Consider the following 19,820-nt stretch of genomic DNA (forward strand, 5'->3'; position numbering starts at 1 on the left):
GCTATACTTTCTAGCGAATAAACGGAGAAACGAATGAAAAACCTAATGATAGTTGTGCTTTTTGTAATGCCATTCTTGGTGGGATGCGGGATCCAATCTTTGCCGCAAGGTAAGAATGCGACAGAGGCGGCGTTGGCAGAAGTGAATAACCAATACAAACGTCGGGCTGATTTGATTCCGAATTTAGTGAATGTGGTTAAAGGTTATGCCAAGCATGAGCAAGAGACTTTGACTCAGGTGACTGAGGCGCGTGCGGCAGCGACTTCGAATCAGATCGACCCTTCAAAGGTGACACCAGAGCAGTTATTGAAATTCCAACAAGCTCAACAAGGTTTGTCGCAAGCCTTAGGCCGTTTGATGGTGGTTGTTGAAAAATATCCTGACTTGAAAGCGGATCAGAATTTCCGTGATCTTCAAGCGCAATTGGAAGGCACTGAAAATCGTATCACTGTGGCTCGTCAGCGTTACATTGAGTCGATCAATTCGTTCAACAATCTCGTGACAGTTCCTCCGACAAGTTGGACGAACTCGATCATGTATCACTTCGAAAAAATGCCTCAGTGGGATATGACCGCAGAAGAAAAAGCGACGGCGGAAAAAGCTCCAGAAGTGAAATTCTAATAAATGCGCTTTTTTGTTCTTCCTTTCTTTTTTCTTTTTCTTAGTCTGGGTGTGGCTCAGGCGAAGTTCAATCCACCGGCTTTAACGGGGCCGGTGATTGACGAGGTTGGATTTCTGACTCGTGGAGATCGTCAGGAGCTGATGCAGCTTCTTTACGATTTCAATCGTCGCGGCGTCGCTCAAGTGCAAGTTTTGATTGTTCCGGATTTGCAAGGTCTTCCGATCGAGCAAGCTTCTATCGAAATCACGGATCAATGGAAATTGGGTGATGCAAAAAAAGACAATGGCGTTTTATTTCTAATTTCTGCGCAAGAACGCGCGATGCGCATTGAAGTGGGTCAGGGATTGGAAGGCGCGATTCCGGATATCTATGCAAAAAGAATTATCGCCGATCAGGTGCTTCCTCTTTTCCGTTCAAAAAGATATTCGGCGGGTATCGTCGTCGGTGTTCACGAAATTCTTCGTCTTGCAGATAAAGAATTTGCCGAACAAAACGGAATCACGGAACAAGCTTCCACCGAAAAAAGCAAAGGTGGCGGAGATATTCCGATCTTTGTCATTATCATCATCCTTATCATTATCTCCTTCTTAGGTCGCTTCGGCGGCGGTCGCGGTCGTTACTATCGTGGTGGCGGCGGAGGCTTCGGCGGATTTGGTGGTGGTGGTTTTGGCGGCGGCGGTGGAGGCGGCTGGTCCGGTGGCGGCGGCGGCTTTTCTGGCGGCGGCGCTTCGGGGAACTGGTAATGGAGTCTAAAAAAGTGGAGAGCTCAATGGCTTGGATTCATCGTTATCTTTCTTCTTCTGAATTGACGGAGATTGAAGCTGCTATTCAGAAAGCAGAAGAGCACACCAATGGAGAAATCGTGCCTGTTATCGTGCGCCGATCTTCTGCTGTGGGGCATGTGCCTTTGAGCCTGACTCTTCTAATTACATTGTTCATTGTTATCTTGGAAATTCCTTATAGCGACTGGTTGTGGGTGAAGCCCTGGGTTTGGGCATGGCCCTTTCTAATCGTTGCCATTTACTATGGCTCGACTCTGTTAGCCCAAAGCAAATTCATTCAAAAAATCTTTGTTCCCGAAAAAGATGAAGTGGATCAAGTGCATCGCCGTGCTCAGTTGGAGTTTTACCTGAATCGCATCAACCGCACAAAAGGCGGGATGGGTATCTTGATTTTCGTTTCGGTCATGGAAAAGAAAGCTGTGATTTTGGCGGATGAAGGTATTGCTAAAAAACTTCCTAGCAACACCTGGGATGAGATCTTAGCTGAAATGCGCGCGCACTTTCATGATGGAAAATGGTCGCACGGATATCAAAAAGCTATCGAACGCTGTGGCGATCTTTTAAAGCAGCATTTTCCTATTTCAGGAAACCTTGAAAACGAACTGACGAATCATTTGATTATCAAAGATTAGAAAGTGCGTGTTGAATTCATTAATACAGCGCTATCAACTTCCAACGACTCTATTACCAATGGGGGGCGGTTTCGACTGTCCATTTAGAATACAGTCCTGATAGGTTTTTCATCTTTTGGCAAAATTTAACACGGATCTGTCAGGCTAAAGTATATACGTCTTGTTTGAATAATTAAAGCCTTCAGGAGTTTCAATGAAATCCGTATTTGCATCCATTATTTTCGTTTTAGCTTCAAACTCGGCATTCGCTGCGAACAAGTATTGTACTGTATCGAAGAAAACCGTAAACAAAATTGAACAACTCAGAATTATTGATCTGCCTTATAAAACGATCGAAGTACAAACAGTAGAAGCATTAGTGACAGACAAATGTGTAAAATCTCGTTTAAGTAACGAAGAAATCTACACTCTATCTCAGATGCTTTTGTCACATGAATATTCGCAAGACTCCGCAGATCAGATTATCAACGAGTTTCTAGCTCAATAATAAGTACGCCCCCTCTAAAAGGGACAGGGTTCGCACAGTTGGCCCAGTCGGCAGTTGTGCCCGCGGTAAAAAACGCCGGTGGCGTTTTTTACCGCGGAGCATGCGCGAGGCTCTTGCCGCGAAGGCGGCAAATGTCGAGCGCCTAGGAAAAGCGCGCTCAATGCGCGCTTTTTCGCGTCCTGACGTAGCAACCAACAAAGATCAAAGACCGTATTCCAACAGAAGAAGTAAAAAAGAGTGGTGCAGTCGGCAGGACTCGAACCTGCAACCCCTTGGTTCGAAGCCAAGTGCTCTATCCATTGAACTACGACTGCACAATAGAGCTCCTAGACTATCGCTTCCCTCTGCCAGTGGCAAGAATCCCTCCCTGTGCTGCACATGGCTAGCGCCTGTGTACAGAGGGTTTCGACCGAATTACAATCGGTCTATGACTATTCGACGTTTAAATAGCACGGACCTTCAGTCGCTGAAAGACCTTAACGTGGTATTTTCGGAAGCCTTTGCCGATCCAGAGACTCATCTGTCTAAAAAGCCCAGCGATCCCTATCTTTTAAAGCTTCTGTCAAAGCCCCATGTGATTGTCTTAGCCGCCTTCGATGGTGCCACGGTGGTCGGTGGCTTGGTGGCCTACGTGATGGAAAAGTACGAACAAGAGCGCAGCGAAATTTATATTTATGATCTTGCTGTAGCCGAAACTCATCGCCGTCGTGGTATCGCTAGAGATATGATTTTGCATCTTAAATCTATCGGAAAAGAAATCGGCGCCTGGGTTATTTTAGTTCAAGCAGATAAGCCAGACACTCCAGCGATTCGACTTTATGAATCTTTGGGGACCAAGGAAGAGCCTTTGCACTTTGATATTCTTATCGAACAAAACAACTAGAACATACGTCCTGAGAGAGGAACGAGAATGTGATTGGCGTTTTTGTTTTCGTAGGAAGTTGAGAATTTCCGGGAAGAATTGTGTTTTTTCGATGATCTTTTTCTTAGAGATGTTCAGTTGTTACGTCCCTGAACCGATACATTACATGTATGAAATACCTTGTCTGGTTCGTTGTCGGATTATCTCTAGTTGGTTGCAGTCTGGATGCTCAGTTGATGGGCGGCGGATCTCACTCTTCTCTTCCTTCTAATAACAATATCGAAAAAGCGTCCGCACCTACCTATTGCGTGAATGGTGATTATGCTAGTCCTGTTGATGTGGGGGATGGTTGGAGCTTTCTTTATGGTCATTTTACTCAGATTGGAAATTGTGGATTTGGAATTTATGGAAGCAATCTGAACGAGTCCAAGGCACTCGTGAACGTATCTGGAGGGGAACTCACTAGAACTGTCTCAGATAAAGACGGTGGTTTCTATATATCTGGTAGCTTCACCGAAGTTGGGGGAGTGGGACGCGCCGGTTTGGCTCGTATCAACTCGGATGAATCTTTGAATAAAGATTTTGTGGCCTTTGGAAATCTTCCGCATGGTGTGAGTGCGACAGATGAAGTTTTTATGGCTGTAGGAGCCGGCAAAGTCTTTGTAAGCGGTCGCTTCACCAGTATCAGCAATCCCAATGGAGCCGTCGTAGACACAACGACGGGCCTTGCTAAGTGGTCAGCCTCAGACATTCGTTTTACAGACGGGGTTGAAGCTTCGGTCAGTGATGGCCAGGGGGGGCTTTACGTCGGCTTAAGTAATTCTGAATATAAAGGAGCGTATGTCGGTGAAGTCATTCATTTGCACGCAAATGGGGAGTTGGACACCTCTTTTAATGCTCAAATTTTTGGAAATGTTAAAGTCTTAGAGTTCGACTCATCTACAAATACACTTTACGTGGGTGGTTCGAATTTAAATTCACCCACTCTTGCATCGACTCCTGTTGTCGCGTTACGAGGCGATACTGGCGCTATTGTTTCTTCATGGACTCCTTCTATCACTCCAGCTTATACGGCGGTGACTGACATTGTTGTGACTTCAACAAAAGTTTTTGTTTCGCGCATCAACTCCTATAACAGTGCCCTTCCCAGCTTGTTTGCATTGGATAAAACATCGGGTGCCTTGTTATGGCAAAAGTCAGCGTCCTCAATTTCGGGTTTCACGGGCTTAGCTTACGACGGATCTAAACTTTATGCCGTGGGTGGGTTCTTCAAAGTAAATGGTGTGAATCGCTCGACTCTTGCGATCTTTGATGAAAATGGAAATATGCTTGCGAATCCCACAGCGACGCCAACTTCAGAAATTAGCAGCGTGTTGTATGCTGACGGATATCTTTATATTGGTGGTTGGTTTACCAATATCGGCGGAACGCCTTATCATGGTTTGGCCCGGTACCATACCAGCGATTTAACTTTAGATACTTGGAACCCCAATCCAACTCAGACGGCAGATTTTAACACTATCAGAGGCATGGTGTACGACGGAGCCGGAACTCTTTATGTAAATGGCGATTTCAGTATTATCGGTGGCAAACACGCCTCGGGAGTCGCGGCCGTTTCAACGACCGGCGCTGGAGCCGTGAAAGACTTTAATGTCAATGCGGCTGGTGGAGATGGAGTGTCGACGGTGGCCCTAGGGGCTGGAGGCCTTTTTGTCGGTGGTACCTTTCAAAGTATCGGCGCACCTGTGATCAGTGATTTTGCCGTGCTCGATGCGGAAACCGGGGACGCTGAAATCTTCGACGCCCAAGTTCAGGGAGGCGATGTTCTGGGAATGACAGTCTCCCAAGATGGTCAAACCCTTTATTTGAGTGGTGATTTTGATTACATCTTGGGACAGCGAAGAAATGGTTTAGCGGCCCTGAATATCGCGAACCTCAGTTTAAAATCTTGGGCACCCATCACGACTGCGGGTACCTTTGATAAAGTTAAATTCGTTCAAGAATTTAATAACACTGTCTACATTCATGGTTTTTTCACTCAGCCCGTGGGGATCAATCTTCAGACTCGCGAGTATTTCGCAGCGATTGATCAGAGTGGCAATGTCCTGCCATGGCAACCAACGATTACGGATATCAATGACGTCTTTGATTTCCAGATTAACGAGGGTGTGCTTTATATCGTGGGTCGTTTCAATGACGTTCAAAATCCAAATGTGGCCGCTTACGATCTAAAATCCGGCGGATCACTCATGGTAACAGGACAAGGATTTGATGGGGACCGACCTGACGCATTGGTCGTGCGCAACGGTCAAGTCTATGTGGCCGATGGTTTAGATTTGATTCGTCTTCGCACTGATCTTTCAGAGTCTTCGATCTCGACACTTGTGCGCTCCTACTCAACGCCTATCAAAGGCTTGGCGCTCAGTGATGATGAAATCTTTGTTGGCGCCGCTGATCTTGGTGGACCCGCACGCTATGGTGCAGTTCTTGTGAATCTGAATGAGGCAGAAATTTTAGATTGGATTCCTTCTCCAAATATGACTCAAGAACTTCAATCCGTAGCAGTCGTGCGCAAGGTCGGAGACCTTCTCTACATTGCTGGCGAGGGACCTGACGAAAACTGGAATCCTATTGGAAAACTTATCGTGGCGGACTTAAACTCTAGTACATATCAAGTTCACGCGACTGATGGGCCCATTAAAACCATGGAGGTTGTTGGTGACGTCGTCTTTCTTTCTGGTGGATTCGGTAATATTGATGGAAACGCACGAACTGGCTTAGCTTCTTTTAAAGCGGGCAGTTTAACTACTTGGCAGCCTTCGCTAGACGGTTCCGCGATGTTTATGAAAGCTTATCAGGGCGTCCTTTATATGGGTGGAGAATTTACTTCGGCCAATGGTGAGGCCCGCACTGGATTGGCTGCTTTTGATATGGCAACGGGTAACATCTTGCCTTGGAATCCGTTAAGTACTGCCGGTTATGATTTTGCAGCGGGCGTCCGTGTGCAGACTCTTGGCGACAAGCTGTATATCCAGTATGGCTACATGCTCAACGACGATTACGGACAAGGGGTCGCCACGGTCGATGCTTCTAATTCTTGGGGCTCATGGCAACCACCAGCTGACTTTGATCAACAATCGTCGTGGTTTATTAAGGATGGAAAAATATATTACTTTTCTACAGATGTCGGTGAAATCGTCGTGGCGGATGCAGTCACACTACAGCCTGTAGCTGTGTCATGGGAGCTTCCTGCTTGGGAGCTAAGTATCGATGATCAGGGCACAGGTTTGTTTTGGGGAAACCTGAACTCCCGAGTTCCTGTGGATGAAGTCACAGGAAAACCAAAAATTTCTTTGCAGAAATTAGAAGGCGGCATTCCAGAGTAAGGTCGCTTCTGAAGCTTCTGTTTCCTTGGAGCTGACGCCCACAGGACTTTGTGGCGGATGAGCTAGAACGTCATTTGAAAGCCTAAACCACCACCGCCAGCCATGGGGATGAAGCCAGGTTGGAAAGTGATCTCTGAACCGGGATACATGGATTGAAGCTGTTGATAGCGACGATTGTGTTCTGGAGGTGCGGCCCAGACGTCGATGATTTCCCAGATACGGAAACCCACATAGCCAAAAACGCCCAAGAAAATCAGTCCGCCGCTGTTTTCACAGTTGTCGTTGTCATAGGAAGACCATGTGCAGTTTCCTAGTCCCGCTGCCAGGGCTGCGATAGAGGCTAACTCTCCAACAGTGAAGATCCATCCTTTTTCGGTGTAGCGACCTTGCACGGCGTGACCGATTCCCAATCCTAAAGGATAAGTACCTAAAATACCGCCAACGACATAGCGAGTTCTTGAGATTTCACCGCGTGCTAAAATGTCTTTGTCTTTATCACTTAAAGCCGCATAGGAAATACTTGGAGCCGGAGCCGAAGTTGTTGCATCTGTGTTTGCCTGACTTGGCGCTGGCACTTTTTCCAAAGTCATTCCAGGTTGAACTTTTCCAGCTTGGATCTTGATAAGCGCTTTTTTTCCGCCATTTGAAATTTTGATAACTTCGCCGTGACCCACTATTTCCAGTTCATGATTGAGAAATTGGACGGAGGTTCCTTTTTGCAAACCTTCGTTGCCTTCCAGAGTCACCATGGCCTGGCTGTTTTTAATACCGGTTACAGTCTGAGCGTAAGAGAAAAGACCGCAGAAAAGTGCAGCGGTAAAAATTAAATATTTCATAAATAAATCCCCTCAAGGAAGTCGTAGCACGGGCTTTTAAGACGGTAAAGCAAAGAATTTTGGCTCCCAAAGAAATAGCATTTGGTAAAACAGGTTTTCTTGTTTAACTTTCAAGGATGAATTCGATCTTCACGCCGTCATTTAAGAACCCTCAAAATCTTCAAACAAAAGAATTTTTGCTATTTCCAACGAACACGGATTTTTATCAGTCCGACTATGAAGCGGTTATGAAAAGCAAAAATATTCTAAGAGTGTGGAGTCAGTCCACTTGGCCCGAAGATGAATTCACTGCGCTTCAAAACAAAGAGGATTTGGCAAGTCACCTTCAGGACAATATCGATCACTCTGCTTACGGTTACATGATTTATTCCCTGGATCAGAAGACCTGTTACGGAAGTTTGTACGTAAACCCGCTCAGCTCGGTCTTAGAAAACTACGTCTTAGATTCGGAACAAGAAAAGCTTATCCAAACCCACGACGCCCGCATTGACTTCTGGGTTGTGGAAGGGGAGCGAGAACTGGAAAAAGACATCACGCGGGCTATTCAAGATTGGCTTTTGAATAAGTGGAAAATCAGGCCCCTTTTCAGTGCTCGTGAAGGGATGCTCTTGCGCGAAGCCATTTATTCAGAACTTGGATTTAAAAAGGTTTTGCATTCGCAAAGTAAAGAGCCTGGAATGAACCTGATTCTTTATAAATAGATCGCTATATCTTTAGAAGTTCTTCAGCAATCAACGTAGGGGTGGTCTTAATGGGCTCGGTGCAATGGCCGCTCGCAGTGCACACGCGGGTCTTTTCACGAAGTATAATGCGACTCCATGTTCCTTCAGCCCCTTCAACTTTCACTTGATAATAGCGACGGTGCGGATGCAGGTAGTCGCCGATGCTTTTAGGTTCTTTTAAATATTTCAAAAGATTTTGAGTTGTTTTTTTGCAATCTGACGGCGAAATTTTTTTGGGGAGTCCTGCTTTCTTAAGATGGCATTCCTTTCCATCAAAAGAAAATTCCAGATAAGGTTCTGCTTTTTTACTGGGTTCGATCTTGCGGACTTCAATCTGAAAAGGAGATTGGGCAAATGAAAGCAATGAAGAGAATAACGCAGCTATTACTGTGTGCATGAAAGTCCCCTCGAAAGCTTTGCCGCATATCCTGGCGTATGGATGAGTACACAATCCAATGTCGAGTGGCCCGCCGAATGAATAGCGGAAGGGGAGTTAAAGCACAGTTGCATTGTTAAGTTGGGCATCTCACTTTCTTTGACAGTCAGCGCGGAAAAAACATCGGCCAGAGCTTCCTCGGTTTTAGAGCCAAAGCAGCTGTCTTTAATGAAGGCATAATCATTGGCATCAAAAGTTTCTTTTTCCACTTTATTACGCATGCATTGTTTTAATGCCGACGCATCTTTTCCAGCCAACAAGTTATCAATCACCGTGTAATTATAGTGTTCAGCCGGGTCGTGACCACAGAAGCCTTCGTAGGCTCCGTTCGCCGTGGAAAGATTCGTTCCACTTCTTTCGCCAATTTGCAAGCGAACATAGTTGCAGGCGTGTCCCAGTTCGTGGCGGATTGTGTAGTCTAATTCTTGAGTTTCGCCGCGTTTGTATTTCCCGAGGCTGATATAACCTGAATATATTTTTCCAGGATTGAAATCGGAATAAGTGGTACGAACTTGTTTTAGAAATTCTGTCTTTTCAGATGCAGGTGTGTTTGCAAAGACTCCGGCATAATAGCTTTTCGTATAGTTATCTTCATCCACACTGAAATAGGCTTCCGCGGTGCCTGCACACGGATCGGGAACATTATGGTCTTTCTCTGCGACAGGATCGCTGCAGAATTGAAGAGTCGTGGCTTTAAAGGCGTCAAGACAGTTCTTATCGCTTCCGCAACATTGAGAAGCCGTGCGATTTTTTACTTCGTTGAATTTTCGTTCCGTCTTTTGCAAGTCTTGTGCGGTGGCGACAGAAAATCCATTTTTTAGCATCTCGTTGCGCGAAGGGTTTTGATACTTTTCAGAAGACTTGTCCAGCTCGGCCGGTTTTTCTTCCGCAATTTTTTTCCACCAGGATTTTCCATCATCCCAAAGGGCTTTGCAGAGGGGCTGATGGACAGGCTTTTGTTTTTTAGAAATTCTTTGCAGATCGGCGCAGAAGTCTTTTTGAGATAGAGACAGACCTTCTCGGATTTGCTGAAGAGATTGAGTGGACTCATTGTCCGGTGTGCAATACGAATGGGCCATTGCTAAGCTCAAGAACAGAAGCATTGAAATCATATGTTTTATTCTAGCAAAGGAAGTGCAAAAGTTAAGTCCAGTCGCTGGTTAATGGACTGAAAACGTTTACTTAGGACTCCAACTTGTTTCAATGAGAGACTGGATCTCCACTTTTTCCATACTCCCTAAACACTCGTGTCACCGAAGCTGAAACACTCTGATTGGATCGCGACGGCGAAAAGATTTTACAGCGTCGAAAAGCTGTTAGACTTTTCTTAAGGGGAAACTATGTCATTCATGTCAGCGCGTCGATACCGCTATTTTGCGATGTTTGGGGTTGCAATTGCAGGCCTTTCTTTTTTATTCACAAACTGCGCGCGCGACAGTTTCGCCATCATCGAGCCTTCATCAAAAGCTCAAGCTAGCGAAGGGGAAGTGATTCCCGAAGATCCAGCAGCGGAGTCGGTAAAAATGATTCCTTGCTCGCAAACACAGTTCGAGTTCCCTTTATCAACCCACTGGTCGAATGAAAAAGGAGACGTCGTCGAAGGTGCTGCGGATACATTGCAAACAAGTGAACCTAACAAGGTCGGCACTCGTCGTATGTACAATTATGGTTTCATCCCAGACTATGATCACTATATCGGTACGGACTACGACCCTTATCGCTATCAAGACGCTGATTTTAGGTCATTCAGTAACAATCTTTGCCAAAAGACGGGCGTCGCTTTGGAAGTGCGCCGTCCTAGTTCCTTTTCAAACTGGAGTATCGCAAAAAAGAAAATCGTCGAGGGTCGAGGTTCGGTGCAGATGATTTATGCTTTACGCATAAGTGGAGCGTTGCTGAATGTCTTCTTACCACCTAATTGGAAAAGCAGTGCAAAGCGAGGAACCTATCCACTTGTTGTTACGGGCTCCTACGACCTGAAGCAGTCCTTCACGTCTGAAATCCCTGAAGTCGTTTCCAGGACGTGGGCCGAATCCAAAGTTCCTGTCATCGGAGTTCTTTGGAACGGCGGTGGAGGATTAAACTCTCGAACGGTGAACACTAAGGCGCGAGCTCAGTTTAACGACATCGTTCAAAATTTAGCAGATCACTTTGGCGCAGATCCTTATCGCATAATTGCGACCGGAACTTCGCGTGGTGGCGCTACGGCGATGGCCATGGCCTCGAATCCAGAAAGGTACCCTTATAAAGTCGTGGGAGCGTTTGTCTCAGTTCCCCCCGCGGACTTTGGCTTTTTGGCAGAGCTGACGGGCGCAACGGTTCCCTTTCTTATGCAAGCGGCCGAATGGACGATCGGGCTTTTAGATACTTGGAAAAAAGACTTCCGCTATCCAAATCTTGGAAACAAGATGACAGGTTACACGCGCAATGAAGCTCACACACACATCCTAGTGGGGTCGAAAGATCGCGCGACGATGGATGCGAATTTAAGTTTAACGAGTCCACGCTTTGTGAATGCTTTGAAGAGTTCCGGAACGCAAGTGTATTTGGTCATTGGCTCACATGATTTCATTGTGGGGTGGGCGGATCAATATCGTTATGCACGTATTTTGCGAAATGCGGGAATTCCGATGGAGTTAAGTGTGAACTACCTTTCCGGTCACGGCGCTGTTGATACTGGAATGGATCCCGCAAACTTATCAAGAGTCATGAAACTTGTCGCCACTCGAAGCACAGTTTCGTTGATTCAAACCGGAAGAACGACTTATCGGCGTAATGATTATCTTCAAAAGAAGATGGTCGTCACTTCAGGGCAAGCCTTCACGATGGAAGTCCCAAGAATCGTCACACCAAGTGTTGAAGGCCATCTTATCATGACGGGTTTGCCGGGCACTCAGATAGAGTACGACGGTGTATTTTCAACAACGGCGCAAGGGCCCACATCTCCATTCGGTCTTCAAAAAGCCACTCTAAACTCAGAGGGACTTTTAATAACAAAGTTGGAGCTGGAAGCTGGTTTTTATAGAGTGCAGTCTGTGCGCATCTTAAAACCGGGCCAATCGAAATGGCAAAGTTTGGATTTAAAGCAAGGGACTACAAGCTTAGAACGAGGCACTCTGACTGTCGAAGTCCGCGATGTAGATCCTCATCCTGACACCACAGCCGGTGAAATTGCTGACGCTTTAACCAGAACTTATTTAGGAGCCGGTGGAGTTTCTGGCACCAACGGAAATCCAAATCTTACTTACGGCATAGTTGAAACAAACTAGGGAAGGTCCAAGCGTTTCTTGATGGCTTCGACGGCGTAAGCGTTTCGGCTCAAGATGGCGAAGTCCAATAGGGTTTGCTTGGTCTGCTTCGTGCGGAAAGTTCTTAGTTCGTCTTTCGTAATAGAACTGATCAAAAGATCGACGACCATATCATCAAAGATGTGCACGGTTTCACCTGAAGATGTTTTGTAAGAATCAATATAGGAAAAAATCGCATACTCAAGCGCGGTCATGTAGATCGGAAGCGAATCCTGATAGATGAAGACCGGAAAGTTTTCCGTCGCCGCCGAATACAGCAGAAGAGACTCGATCTTGTCCAAGTAGTATCTGCTATCTAAATCGGTTCTTAATGTCGCTAAAGCATGAATGCGTTTGCCGATAGCAAAGGCCAACGGACTATCTGAAGAGTTCACAAAAATTACGGGGCGATAAAGCTGCTTGGCTACATAGAAGCGATCTTTCAAGTAGGAGCAGTGTGGTTCGCTGGCGATATTTGGCCAACGCTGAAGTAGGATTGAAATCCAGTCAAACTTCCAATTGTCCAGCTCTTCAAAAAAAGCGGCATCACAAGTTGTGATCTTCTTCATGATATAGTCGTCAAACGTGCGTCGATGAAGAAGGTCTGGATATTTCGTTAAGAAAAACCAAATTCTTTGGGAGTAGTAGTAATCCTGATCTTGCACGCCTAAAAGCAAAAGATACTCATGAAGGATCAATTGCTCCTTCATAGGCTGATTCAATCGTTCCCATTTCGCAAGAGAGATCATTAGCCTTTTGGGTGTTTCGTTAGGATAGCTAATAGCGGTTTTCTCGACGCCATCAAGGTAAAGCGGTTGGGCGCTGAAATCGATCACGAGATCAAACTCCTGCATCCCTTTTTTAATTTCAGCCAGTTTTTTTAAGCCCAAAAGATCGCGGGAAATTTCATCTGAAAATCCGATAAGCGTGCTGCGAGTAGCGGCGATCAGATTGATCACGTCGATTTCATTGAAATCTCCACCGAAGCCTTCCTTCCATTGCGGAGTTTCTTCAGAACTTCGAGCTGCGTCAGCAAAGTTCAGGCGAATCGAGTGAGATCCACCATGCGTAGCGAAAGCCTGGCAAGAGATTGCGAAGAGCAACGTGATACAAATCTTTTGAATCATAGAACATCTACCTTCTTAGTTACCGGAAAAAACGAAATAGAAAGTTTATAAACGGAATCCTTTTTTTCTGACTCTTCTTGAAGAAGAGTGGCAAAAGCTCTTTGAAAGGTGACGATACCTTGCTTAGCTTTTTCGATTTGATTTTTACTTACCGCCATCGTCATTGAAGACTGAAGACGTTCTTCAACGGGAATGTCATCAAGAGCATCTAACGCCAGATTCAAGATCTGTTTTTGTAGATCACGGCGAGCATCGGCAGTGCCATTGGGAGTCCCGTTAGAAACATGGTCACTGTTATCTTTCCATTTGCCGTCGTCGGCTTTTACAAGCATGTCTAATCTAAAAAGACGATCCACGGCTTCTTGTGTCTCGTTGGCACTGAGTCCTAAACGTGTTTGGATCCAAGCGACATCCGATTGAAAATCGGCCAGACGTGTGAGTTCTAAAATGGCATAGTGATACCAGTCGGCCATCACACGGAATTGATCCAGCGATAAACTTAAAAATTCAACCTGCTTCTCTACGCGCTCCATCCATTGGCCTTGCTTTTCAATTTCGCGCAAGAAGAAGTCGCGACGCTTAAGATGCTGAACGATGGTATTAGGCAATTTCAAGACAGTGATAAAGTGTTCGAATTTATCTTCACTGATCCCGATCTGACCATTCAAGATTTTTGAAAGATGGGAAGGGTTGATTTCTAAAGCCCGTGCGAAAGCTCTTAATGAATAGCGCGGGTTCACCTGACAGCGACGCTGCAGTTCTTTTTGTAAGGCCTCGCGCATGGAATTAGGTAGATCGTTCGTAGAGAGTTCCTGTGTCTTCAAGTCCATGTAAAAAACCTATTTAAAAAGAATTTGCGCCACTAAACGTCGAACGTCTTCAGCGGTTGGAGGGTTTTGTTTTTCGAGTTCCAGATAGATGTATGCGATTTCATGAAAAATCAGCACAGCTCGCTGTTCGATACTAAGTGGGTAAAAAGCTGGTGTTGTGCAGATTCGGTAACTGTTGCGAGCAGGATCAAAGAAGTTGATAGCCGCCAGTTTAAAATCCGTGATTTTATTCTGCGCTTGGGCCTCACGTAAAACGCGCATCGTTTCATGAAAAGTATAAGACGTTTCTGCCTGTGTGAAATCCGAAGCCGTGCAGTCTCCGAATTGAATAGATGTGTAAATGTCCATCGCCACAACAGGGTAACGAAGTCTAAAAATATACTCGGTGATTTTCGCGTGAAGAAGTTCGGCTTTGGAATAACGTGGTAGAACCTCTATTTTAGATTGCTGTTCAAACACGTCTTGAGCGAACCAAAGGCCTTGAGTCTGAACGGCAAAGCCTCCGTTACCGCGAATGAAGATCGCTTGCGCCGACTGGGGGACCCACAGCAAAATGAAGAACAGAGTCGGAATGCTACGACCAAGGAAAGACTTGAACATTGATTTCATAGACTTCTTTCTTTTCTCCGGCTTCAAGAAAACGCGCGGTTTTCTCTACAAATTTCAAAACTCGTTTTTTCACCAAAGGTAACTTCTTAGGATCAATACAAACACTTACCGAGCATACATCGCGTTTTTCCACGGGCACGGTGTCCAATTGAGAAATAATTCGGCTCAATGATTTTTTGTGGGAAGCACGCAGGGCTTCGGAAGGAACATCCAAAGTTGTTATAACGTGTTCATGATGTATGACGACTTTTTTATCAACAACTTCGATCAGTCCGACGGATTTCAGGTTGTGCAGGATTTTATCGACCTTATCTTTAGAGATTTTTAGTTTTTCCGCAATCCAGTCCGGTTTCAGCACGAAGTCGGTTGCTGTGGTCAGGGCCAGAAAAGCAAAGTGTATGGGGTCGGATATGATCTCAAAGCGTTCGGAGGAAAGACGGTGAGCTTTAGATGCTTCCCAGCTTTCCGGAGACTGGAAGGCTTCGGCTTGTTTGTCAGGAAGATTTAAGTTTGCCAGGATTTTTTTAGCCGTTTTTTCGGTGCACATTCTTCGACCGGAAAGATAGTCGTTCAGTTGCCCGATAGAAACGCCACAGTGCTTCGCAAAAGCCCTTTTAGAATAGCGCTCGTTGCGGCTTTGGCGCTCCTTTAAAAGTTTTTTGAGGAACTGCGGGAACTGTTTTCTCACTCGTATCTCCTTCGTCGCGGAGATTAGCCTTGCCTTTCAAATATTTGCAAGTTTGCAGTGTCACAAGTGTACGCTTTTTTTGTGCGCTCATTTGCTAATACCTGATTTCAATAGCTTAAATACTTTTTTTAGTGCTCTTATTCAGAAGTGCGTCGCTTTTAAAAACAAAAAAGTATTTACATAAAAACTTTTGTTCCGAGAACCTGTAAAGATCTTCGCGCGGCCCGGCAGATTCAGTGTTTCAGTGCCAGTGACACACTATCTACTCCAGGGACCCCTCGTAAATTCAACCCCAGAAAAAACGTCTTAAGAGGTCTCTTTACGGGCCGAATAGACAGGTATGTTTAGAATCACTCGTCTTTTAGACCAAAAGGGAATGAGCCTTGTTGAGGCCCTCGTAGGGATCAGCATGATCGGTGTCGTTGCGGCGTCGGCGGCAACCCTTATGGTGAATGTCACCGATTCCCATGCGGTTGCTAATGATAAGGTTTCCTTAACGAATATTTCTAGCTCCCTGATGAATGTGATTATGAACGAGGCGGCTTGGTCGGTGACTAAGACCCGCAATAGTTCGATGGCGTGTTCTCGGACGGTGCCTTCGAGCTGCGCTTCTGGACATAAATCGAAAGTGTCTCTTTTTAATTCAGAGGGTAAGCAATTAACTCATTTAAATAATCCCGATTGGGGATTTTACTCCAATGGTCAACCTTGCAGTACATATGGAAGTAACGGCTGCAACTTCAAAGCGGAAATCAATTGGGTGGTAAAATGCAGCAACACGCAAAGCTGTCTTTATCCCGTTGAAGAAGTCTCCATAAAATTTTCTTATGCCGGAACACGTTCTATCAATACAGCTCTTTATGACATTCATGCTCTAAGCCGTAGCAGTCATGCGATGAACAGCTCTCCATTTTCAGTTTGTGCAGTCAAAGGAATGTCTTTCGTGGGTTATGGTCGCAGCATCGCAAGCGCAACAGGCGGTACCTACACGGCGGATCAGCACGGTTGTATTTCCAGTCTTGCCTTTCAAGGAGCTCGAGGAAGTCAGGGACCTCAAGGCCCTCGAGGACCCGCAGGGATCAAAGGTAAAGATGGCGTGGCTTACTATTCTGGAAGTCCGCCTGCAACGGGAGGATCTTGTGCTGGCGGGACACTGACTCTTCATTCGCCTGACAAAAAGAACAAGTGTGTTTTCAGCTATTCCTCTGCGGCTTACGGTGAAAGTACGACAGTGAAGTTGGTCGGCTCCACTTTTGGTTCCGGTCCAACTGTCGATTACTGGGCAGATTGTCGCACAGATGGAACTTGGAACTATCGCGCTCTTTGCCCTAATGCGAACGCGATGACCTGTGTTCAGGGAAGTCAGGATGTGAAATCTCCGAATGGAAAGAACACATGTCGCTTTGATTGGCCGATGGGATCCTCTGGAGATGTGCACAAAGTTTCTGGTACTAACGGTGGTTCGGGTTCGGCGGTATGTCCTCAAGATTCAGGACACTGGACTCTTTCATTCAAGTGTCCTGACGATCCGAAAAAAGCGGGTATAACATGCCCGGCGGGACAAGAATCCCTTCCATCTGCGAGTGGCGACGCAAATAAACACTGTGTGTGGTCGTTTAACGAGAGTGCTCCCAACAAAACGGTGACCGCTAAGCAGTACAATAAAAATGCCAGTGGTCATTTAAGTGCTTACTGTAACGACAAAGGGCAATGGGTCAATGTGCAAGCAAGATGTGATTAGACCCGAGGAAGAGTTATGAAGCTGTTATTAAATTCAAAAGGGTTCGGCATTGTGAATGTCTTGATGGCAGCCGGTTTGGTTTCCATGACGGCGCTCTCGGTGGCTTCGGTTCTTTCAAAGCAAAGTAAGGATCAATCGGAATTCATGCTCAAAACTCAAGTGACTGAGATCCGTCGTTCCTTGCTTTCGGCCATCGCTTCGGATTCGGCGTGGCAGGAAACTTTGACACGAAATGCAGTGATGCGATGTCTTTCACCGCACCAAAAATATTGCGGCCCTAATCAGACGGAAACGGCCGATATCATTCTCTACGATGCTAGCGGCCAGGTGTTTTACGATGGAACGAAAACCACAGGTGGCTTCCGTATCGATGGCCTACCCTGCAATACTTACTCGGCTTCAGGCAATGATAATTGCCCGGTAAAAGCTTCCTTGAAATGGAGAGCAGCTTGTGCAACCGGTGACTGCTCGCAAATTGAAAACTTCATCAGCCTTTCGTTCGTGTATAGTCCTTCGAGTAAGGAAAAAAAATTTCCATTCAACGCTCGTAATTACGGCGTTGAAGAAGTAAGTCGTATTAAAATTTCTGCTTCAGAATCTCCGGTTTTGGAGTGTGCAAGAAAATCGTCATTTTTTATTGGTGAAGGACAGTCCTTCAATGGGTACGTAGCGGACACGACAGGATGTGTACCATATGTTGCTTTTCAAGGGGCTAAGGGAGCCACAGGAGTCGCCGGGATGGCGGGTCCTCAAGGTGTCCCTGGAGCCAAAGGGGCCGATGCACATTGCTCGACTCCGTAAGTAAAAGAATCCGCTGACCATTGGGGGGAAGATGGCCGAAGGAAGTTTTGCCAAAAGGCGCAAGCTATTGTCACTGACGTTGCTCGTAGGTGTCGGGACCTCTATATTCTATACGAATTGTTCAAACTCTGGATTTACGACAACAGCGTCGTTAGAAGACTCGCTGCAATCCGCATCGACCTCGGCTTCATGCAATCAAGCTGTGCGAAATTTTCCACTGCCTACGCATTGGTCGAACACGGTGCTTGATATTGTGGAAGGAGCTTCGGACACTTTGCAAATCAATGAAAGTGATCCGTTGAAAACTCGCCGCATTTACAATTACGGTTTTTTACCTACGGTCAATGCTTATGTGGGAACTTCTTTTGACTTATTCCGCATGGACGACAATGACTTTAACAACTGGGCCGCAGAGCTTTGTCGTAACAATGGTTTCCCCATTGATCTGGTGAAGCCGGGTTCGTATTCAGATTGGGTTGTCGCAAAAAAAAGCTTGAAGTCGAATAAACAATCTGTGCAGCTGCTTTATGCTTTAAGAAAAGGAACATCCTTAGTAAACGTGTTTCTTCCTCCTGAGTGGAAAAGCTATGCAGCAAAAGGAACTTATCCCGTCTTAGCTGGAGGCTCTTACGACATCAGCAGTTCTATTCGTGGAGATACGGGTCCTCTTGTCGCGGCACAGATGAAGCTTTGGAAAGAAAAGAAAAAGCCTTTCATCGTCATTCAATGGAACGGCGGTGGTGGTCGCGCTTCGATCACCATGAATCCGAAATCTCGAGATGACTTTAATAAAATCGTTCAAGATTTGGCAGAAAACTTTGGGGCGGACGCTCAGCGCATTGTCACGGTGGGTGGTTCTCGAGGTGGAGCGGCGGCTTTAGCCGTGGCTTCAAATCCAGAAAAAAATCCTTATCGTGTGGTTGCCACATTGGCGGGTGTTCCGGTCACAGACATTGTTGAATACACCGAGCTGATGGGCTCAACCGTGGCGATGACATTAGGGATGACTGAGTACTCTTTGGGTCTTATGGATATATGGAAAAAGAATTTTTCTTATCCAGTGGCAAACAACGGTTTAACGGGCATGAATCGTTCTCAAGCGTATTTGCATGTGGTCACAGGAAACTCTGACGCCAACTACGTTCGCAATAATTTAAATTTAAATAGCTCGCGATTTTTGAATGCTTTAAAAGCTGCGGGTACCCGCGTGCACTTAGAGATCAGCTCTCACGATGTTTTCATTCCTTATGTGTCGCAATTAAAATACGCCAAGGCTTTAGAAAAAGCGGGAATTCCCACCGAATTGAAGGTCAATTATTTGGCGGGCCACTGGATCAGTCCGGAATTTAATTCTGTGTCGTCGCTGATGAATGTGATGGAGAACACCATTGATCGCAGATACTCCGCGATCTTTAACACCGGAACTAAAACTTATTTTAAAAATGAATGTGGGCAGGGGCTGAGGCAGATCTCAGGACCGATTATGACATTTGAAGTTCCTCGCTTCACAAGTCCCAATATCGATGGCCACTGGCTGGTGACGGGAGAGCCCGGCGCGGTCATCGAGTTTGATGGAGTTTACCGTGAAACTGAAACCAGTCCTGTGTTAGGAAGTTTTGGTACGCAGACCGCGACGCTGAATTCCGATGGTGTTTTTATTTATAAATACCAATTGGATCCCGCCGTTTATGAAATCAAAAAAGTCCGAATGAAAAAGAAAGATAGCAATGTCTGGAAGGACATCAGCCTCGGTTGCACAAGCACGAGCATGAACAGTGGGGCCCTTTGGATTGAGGCGCTTCCGACAGAGCCTTCGCAAGACGATACGGCCGCTCGAGTTGCTGATCGTATCATGCAAGGTTATTTGGGACCGGGATACGTAAAAGGTATCAACGGCTTTCCCAATGTGACTTATGGAATTGCGGAATAAAGACAGCTAACAAAATAAGAAGGGGGGCTAATTCATTAGCGA

18 protein-coding genes and 1 tRNA gene are annotated in these 19,820 nt (G+C 45.9%); 11 read left to right on the plus strand and 8 right to left on the minus strand.

Annotated elements, in window-relative coordinates:
- Positions 1-33: 33 nt before the first annotated feature.
- The 4 genes from AZI87_RS16010 to AZI87_RS16025 all read left to right on the plus strand — a co-directional run bounded on the left by AZI87_RS16010 (position 34) and on the right by AZI87_RS16025 (position 2,523).
- Positions 34-621 carry a LemA family protein gene (locus AZI87_RS16010; RefSeq protein ID WP_063209111.1) on the plus strand — a complete coding sequence of 196 codons (588 nt, stop codon included), beginning with the start codon at positions 34-36 and terminating at the stop codon, positions 619-621.
- Between the two features lie 3 nt (positions 622-624).
- Complete coding sequence (locus AZI87_RS16015; RefSeq protein WP_063209114.1) at positions 625-1,365, plus strand: TPM domain-containing protein; 741 nt, start codon at positions 625-627, stop codon at positions 1,363-1,365.
- Complete coding sequence (locus tag AZI87_RS16020; protein WP_253696928.1) at positions 1,365-2,036, plus strand: TPM domain-containing protein; 672 nt, start codon at positions 1,365-1,367, stop codon at positions 2,034-2,036. The genes AZI87_RS16015 and AZI87_RS16020 overlap by 1 nt, the downstream gene beginning before the upstream one ends.
- Before the next feature lie 193 nt (positions 2,037-2,229).
- Entirely contained in the window at positions 2,230-2,523 is a 294-nt protein-coding gene (locus AZI87_RS16025) for a hypothetical protein (RefSeq protein WP_063209116.1), read from the plus strand.
- A gap of 238 nt (positions 2,524-2,761) precedes the next feature.
- On the opposite strand, the gene AZI87_RS16030 is transcribed toward AZI87_RS16025, so the two are convergent.
- Positions 2,762-2,837: transfer RNA gene (locus AZI87_RS16030), tRNA-Arg, on the minus strand.
- A 113-nt stretch (positions 2,838-2,950) separates the two neighbouring features.
- Between AZI87_RS16030 and AZI87_RS16035 the strand changes: the two genes are divergently transcribed.
- Both AZI87_RS16035 and AZI87_RS16040 read left to right on the plus strand, forming a co-directional pair.
- Positions 2,951-3,406 carry an AAC(3)-I family aminoglycoside N-acetyltransferase gene (locus AZI87_RS16035; RefSeq protein WP_063209118.1) on the plus strand — a complete coding sequence of 152 codons (456 nt, stop codon included), beginning with the start codon at positions 2,951-2,953 and terminating at the stop codon, positions 3,404-3,406.
- A gap of 149 nt (positions 3,407-3,555) precedes the next feature.
- Positions 3,556-6,771 (plus strand): hypothetical protein, encoded by a 3,216-nt coding sequence (locus AZI87_RS16040; protein ID WP_063209120.1) that lies wholly within the window; start codon positions 3,556-3,558, stop codon positions 6,769-6,771.
- Positions 6,772-6,833: 62 nt separating this feature from the next.
- Here AZI87_RS16040 and AZI87_RS16045 read toward each other — a convergent pair whose 3' ends face one another.
- Positions 6,834-7,607 carry a hypothetical protein gene (locus tag AZI87_RS16045; RefSeq protein WP_063209122.1) on the minus strand — a complete coding sequence of 258 codons (774 nt, stop codon included), beginning with the start codon at positions 7,605-7,607 and terminating at the stop codon, positions 6,834-6,836.
- 116 nt (positions 7,608-7,723) lie between these two features.
- Here AZI87_RS16045 and AZI87_RS16050 point away from each other — a divergent pair, with 116 nt between their 5' ends.
- On the plus strand, positions 7,724-8,308 hold the full coding sequence (locus AZI87_RS16050; protein ID WP_063209124.1) for a hypothetical protein: 585 nt from the start codon (positions 7,724-7,726) through the stop codon (positions 8,306-8,308).
- Positions 8,309-8,312: 4 nt separating this feature from the next.
- On the opposite strand, the gene AZI87_RS16055 is transcribed toward AZI87_RS16050, so the two are convergent.
- Both AZI87_RS16055 and AZI87_RS16060 read right to left on the minus strand, forming a co-directional pair.
- The gene (locus tag AZI87_RS16055; protein ID WP_063209126.1) at positions 8,313-8,726 is read right to left on the minus strand and encodes a hypothetical protein; all 414 of its coding nucleotides are present in this window, start codon (positions 8,724-8,726) and stop codon (positions 8,313-8,315) included.
- A complete protein-coding gene (locus AZI87_RS16060) occupies positions 8,714-9,877 on the minus strand; it encodes a hypothetical protein (RefSeq protein WP_063209128.1) in 1,164 nt (387 codons plus the stop codon). Before AZI87_RS16060 ends, AZI87_RS16055 begins: the two co-directional genes overlap by 13 nt.
- 228 nt (positions 9,878-10,105) lie before the next feature.
- On the opposite strand from AZI87_RS16060, the gene AZI87_RS16065 reads away from it, so the two are divergent.
- Entirely contained in the window at positions 10,106-12,034 is a 1,929-nt protein-coding gene (locus AZI87_RS16065; RefSeq protein ID WP_063209130.1) for an alpha/beta hydrolase family protein, read from the plus strand.
- On the opposite strand, the gene AZI87_RS16070 is transcribed toward AZI87_RS16065, so the two are convergent.
- Genes AZI87_RS16070 through AZI87_RS16085 form a run of 4 tightly spaced genes read right to left on the minus strand, consistent with a single transcriptional unit; the run spans position 12,031 to position 15,306 of the window.
- Positions 12,031-13,179 (minus strand): hypothetical protein, encoded by a 1,149-nt coding sequence (locus AZI87_RS16070; RefSeq protein WP_063209132.1) that lies wholly within the window; start codon positions 13,177-13,179, stop codon positions 12,031-12,033. The genes AZI87_RS16065 and AZI87_RS16070 overlap by 4 nt on opposite strands.
- Entirely contained in the window at positions 13,176-14,009 is an 834-nt protein-coding gene (locus tag AZI87_RS16075) for a TIGR02147 family protein (protein ID WP_081112255.1), read from the minus strand. The genes AZI87_RS16070 and AZI87_RS16075 overlap by 4 nt, the downstream gene beginning before the upstream one ends.
- A gap of 9 nt (positions 14,010-14,018) precedes the next feature.
- The gene (locus tag AZI87_RS16080; RefSeq protein ID WP_155722597.1) at positions 14,019-14,618 is read right to left on the minus strand and encodes a hypothetical protein; all 600 of its coding nucleotides are present in this window, start codon (positions 14,616-14,618) and stop codon (positions 14,019-14,021) included.
- On the minus strand, positions 14,584-15,306 hold the full coding sequence (locus tag AZI87_RS16085) for a TIGR02147 family protein (protein WP_063209137.1): 723 nt from the start codon (positions 15,304-15,306) through the stop codon (positions 14,584-14,586). Before AZI87_RS16085 ends, AZI87_RS16080 begins: the two co-directional genes overlap by 35 nt.
- 340 nt (positions 15,307-15,646) lie before the next feature.
- Between AZI87_RS16085 and AZI87_RS16090 the strand changes: the two genes are divergently transcribed.
- Genes AZI87_RS16090 through AZI87_RS16100 form a run of 3 tightly spaced genes read left to right on the plus strand, consistent with a single transcriptional unit; the run spans position 15,647 to position 19,778 of the window.
- Positions 15,647-17,047, plus strand: coding sequence for a hypothetical protein (locus tag AZI87_RS16090; RefSeq protein WP_063209139.1), 1,401 nt, complete (start codon positions 15,647-15,649; stop codon positions 17,045-17,047).
- A gap of 15 nt (positions 17,048-17,062) precedes the next feature.
- Positions 17,063-17,848, plus strand: a complete 786-nt coding sequence (locus AZI87_RS16095) for a collagen-like triple helix repeat-containing protein (protein ID WP_063209141.1) — start codon at positions 17,063-17,065, stop codon at positions 17,846-17,848.
- A 31-nt stretch (positions 17,849-17,879) separates the two neighbouring features.
- Entirely contained in the window at positions 17,880-19,778 is a 1,899-nt protein-coding gene (locus AZI87_RS16100; RefSeq protein ID WP_063209143.1) for a prolyl oligopeptidase family serine peptidase, read from the plus strand.
- The last annotated feature ends 42 nt before the right edge of the window (positions 19,779-19,820 follow it).

Source organism: Bdellovibrio bacteriovorus, from assembly GCF_001592745.1.
Classification (GTDB): domain Bacteria; phylum Bdellovibrionota; class Bdellovibrionia; order Bdellovibrionales; family Bdellovibrionaceae; genus Bdellovibrio; species Bdellovibrio bacteriovorus_B.

Bases quoted from the DNA above. Each gene is read 5' to 3' on its own strand.
- AZI87_RS16010 (WP_063209111.1), top strand. From the start codon at position 34: ATGAAAAACCTAATGATAGTTGTGCTTTTTGTAATGCCATTCTTGGTG.
- AZI87_RS16015 (WP_063209114.1), top strand. From the start codon at position 625: ATGCGCTTTTTTGTTCTTCCTTTCTTTTTTCTTTTTCTTAGTCTGGGT.
- AZI87_RS16020 (WP_253696928.1), top strand. From the start codon at position 1,365: ATGGAGTCTAAAAAAGTGGAGAGCTCAATGGCTTGGATTCATCGTTAT.
- AZI87_RS16025 (WP_063209116.1), top strand. From the start codon at position 2,230: ATGAAATCCGTATTTGCATCCATTATTTTCGTTTTAGCTTCAAACTCG.
- AZI87_RS16035 (WP_063209118.1), top strand. From the start codon at position 2,951: ATGACTATTCGACGTTTAAATAGCACGGACCTTCAGTCGCTGAAAGAC.
- AZI87_RS16040 (WP_063209120.1), top strand. From the start codon at position 3,556: ATGAAATACCTTGTCTGGTTCGTTGTCGGATTATCTCTAGTTGGTTGC.
- AZI87_RS16045 (WP_063209122.1), bottom strand. From the start codon at position 7,607: ATGAAATATTTAATTTTTACCGCTGCACTTTTCTGCGGTCTTTTCTCT.
- AZI87_RS16050 (WP_063209124.1), top strand. From the start codon at position 7,724: ATGAATTCGATCTTCACGCCGTCATTTAAGAACCCTCAAAATCTTCAA.
- AZI87_RS16055 (WP_063209126.1), bottom strand. From the start codon at position 8,726: ATGCACACAGTAATAGCTGCGTTATTCTCTTCATTGCTTTCATTTGCC.
- AZI87_RS16060 (WP_063209128.1), bottom strand. From the start codon at position 9,877: ATGATTTCAATGCTTCTGTTCTTGAGCTTAGCAATGGCCCATTCGTAT.
- AZI87_RS16065 (WP_063209130.1), top strand. From the start codon at position 10,106: ATGTCATTCATGTCAGCGCGTCGATACCGCTATTTTGCGATGTTTGGG.
- AZI87_RS16070 (WP_063209132.1), bottom strand. From the start codon at position 13,179: ATGATTCAAAAGATTTGTATCACGTTGCTCTTCGCAATCTCTTGCCAG.
- AZI87_RS16075 (WP_081112255.1), bottom strand. From the start codon at position 14,009: ATGGACTTGAAGACACAGGAACTCTCTACGAACGATCTACCTAATTCC.
- AZI87_RS16080 (WP_155722597.1), bottom strand. From the start codon at position 14,618: ATGAAATCAATGTTCAAGTCTTTCCTTGGTCGTAGCATTCCGACTCTG.
- AZI87_RS16090 (WP_063209139.1), top strand. From the start codon at position 15,647: ATGTTTAGAATCACTCGTCTTTTAGACCAAAAGGGAATGAGCCTTGTT.
- AZI87_RS16095 (WP_063209141.1), top strand. From the start codon at position 17,063: ATGAAGCTGTTATTAAATTCAAAAGGGTTCGGCATTGTGAATGTCTTG.
- AZI87_RS16100 (WP_063209143.1), top strand. From the start codon at position 17,880: ATGGCCGAAGGAAGTTTTGCCAAAAGGCGCAAGCTATTGTCACTGACG.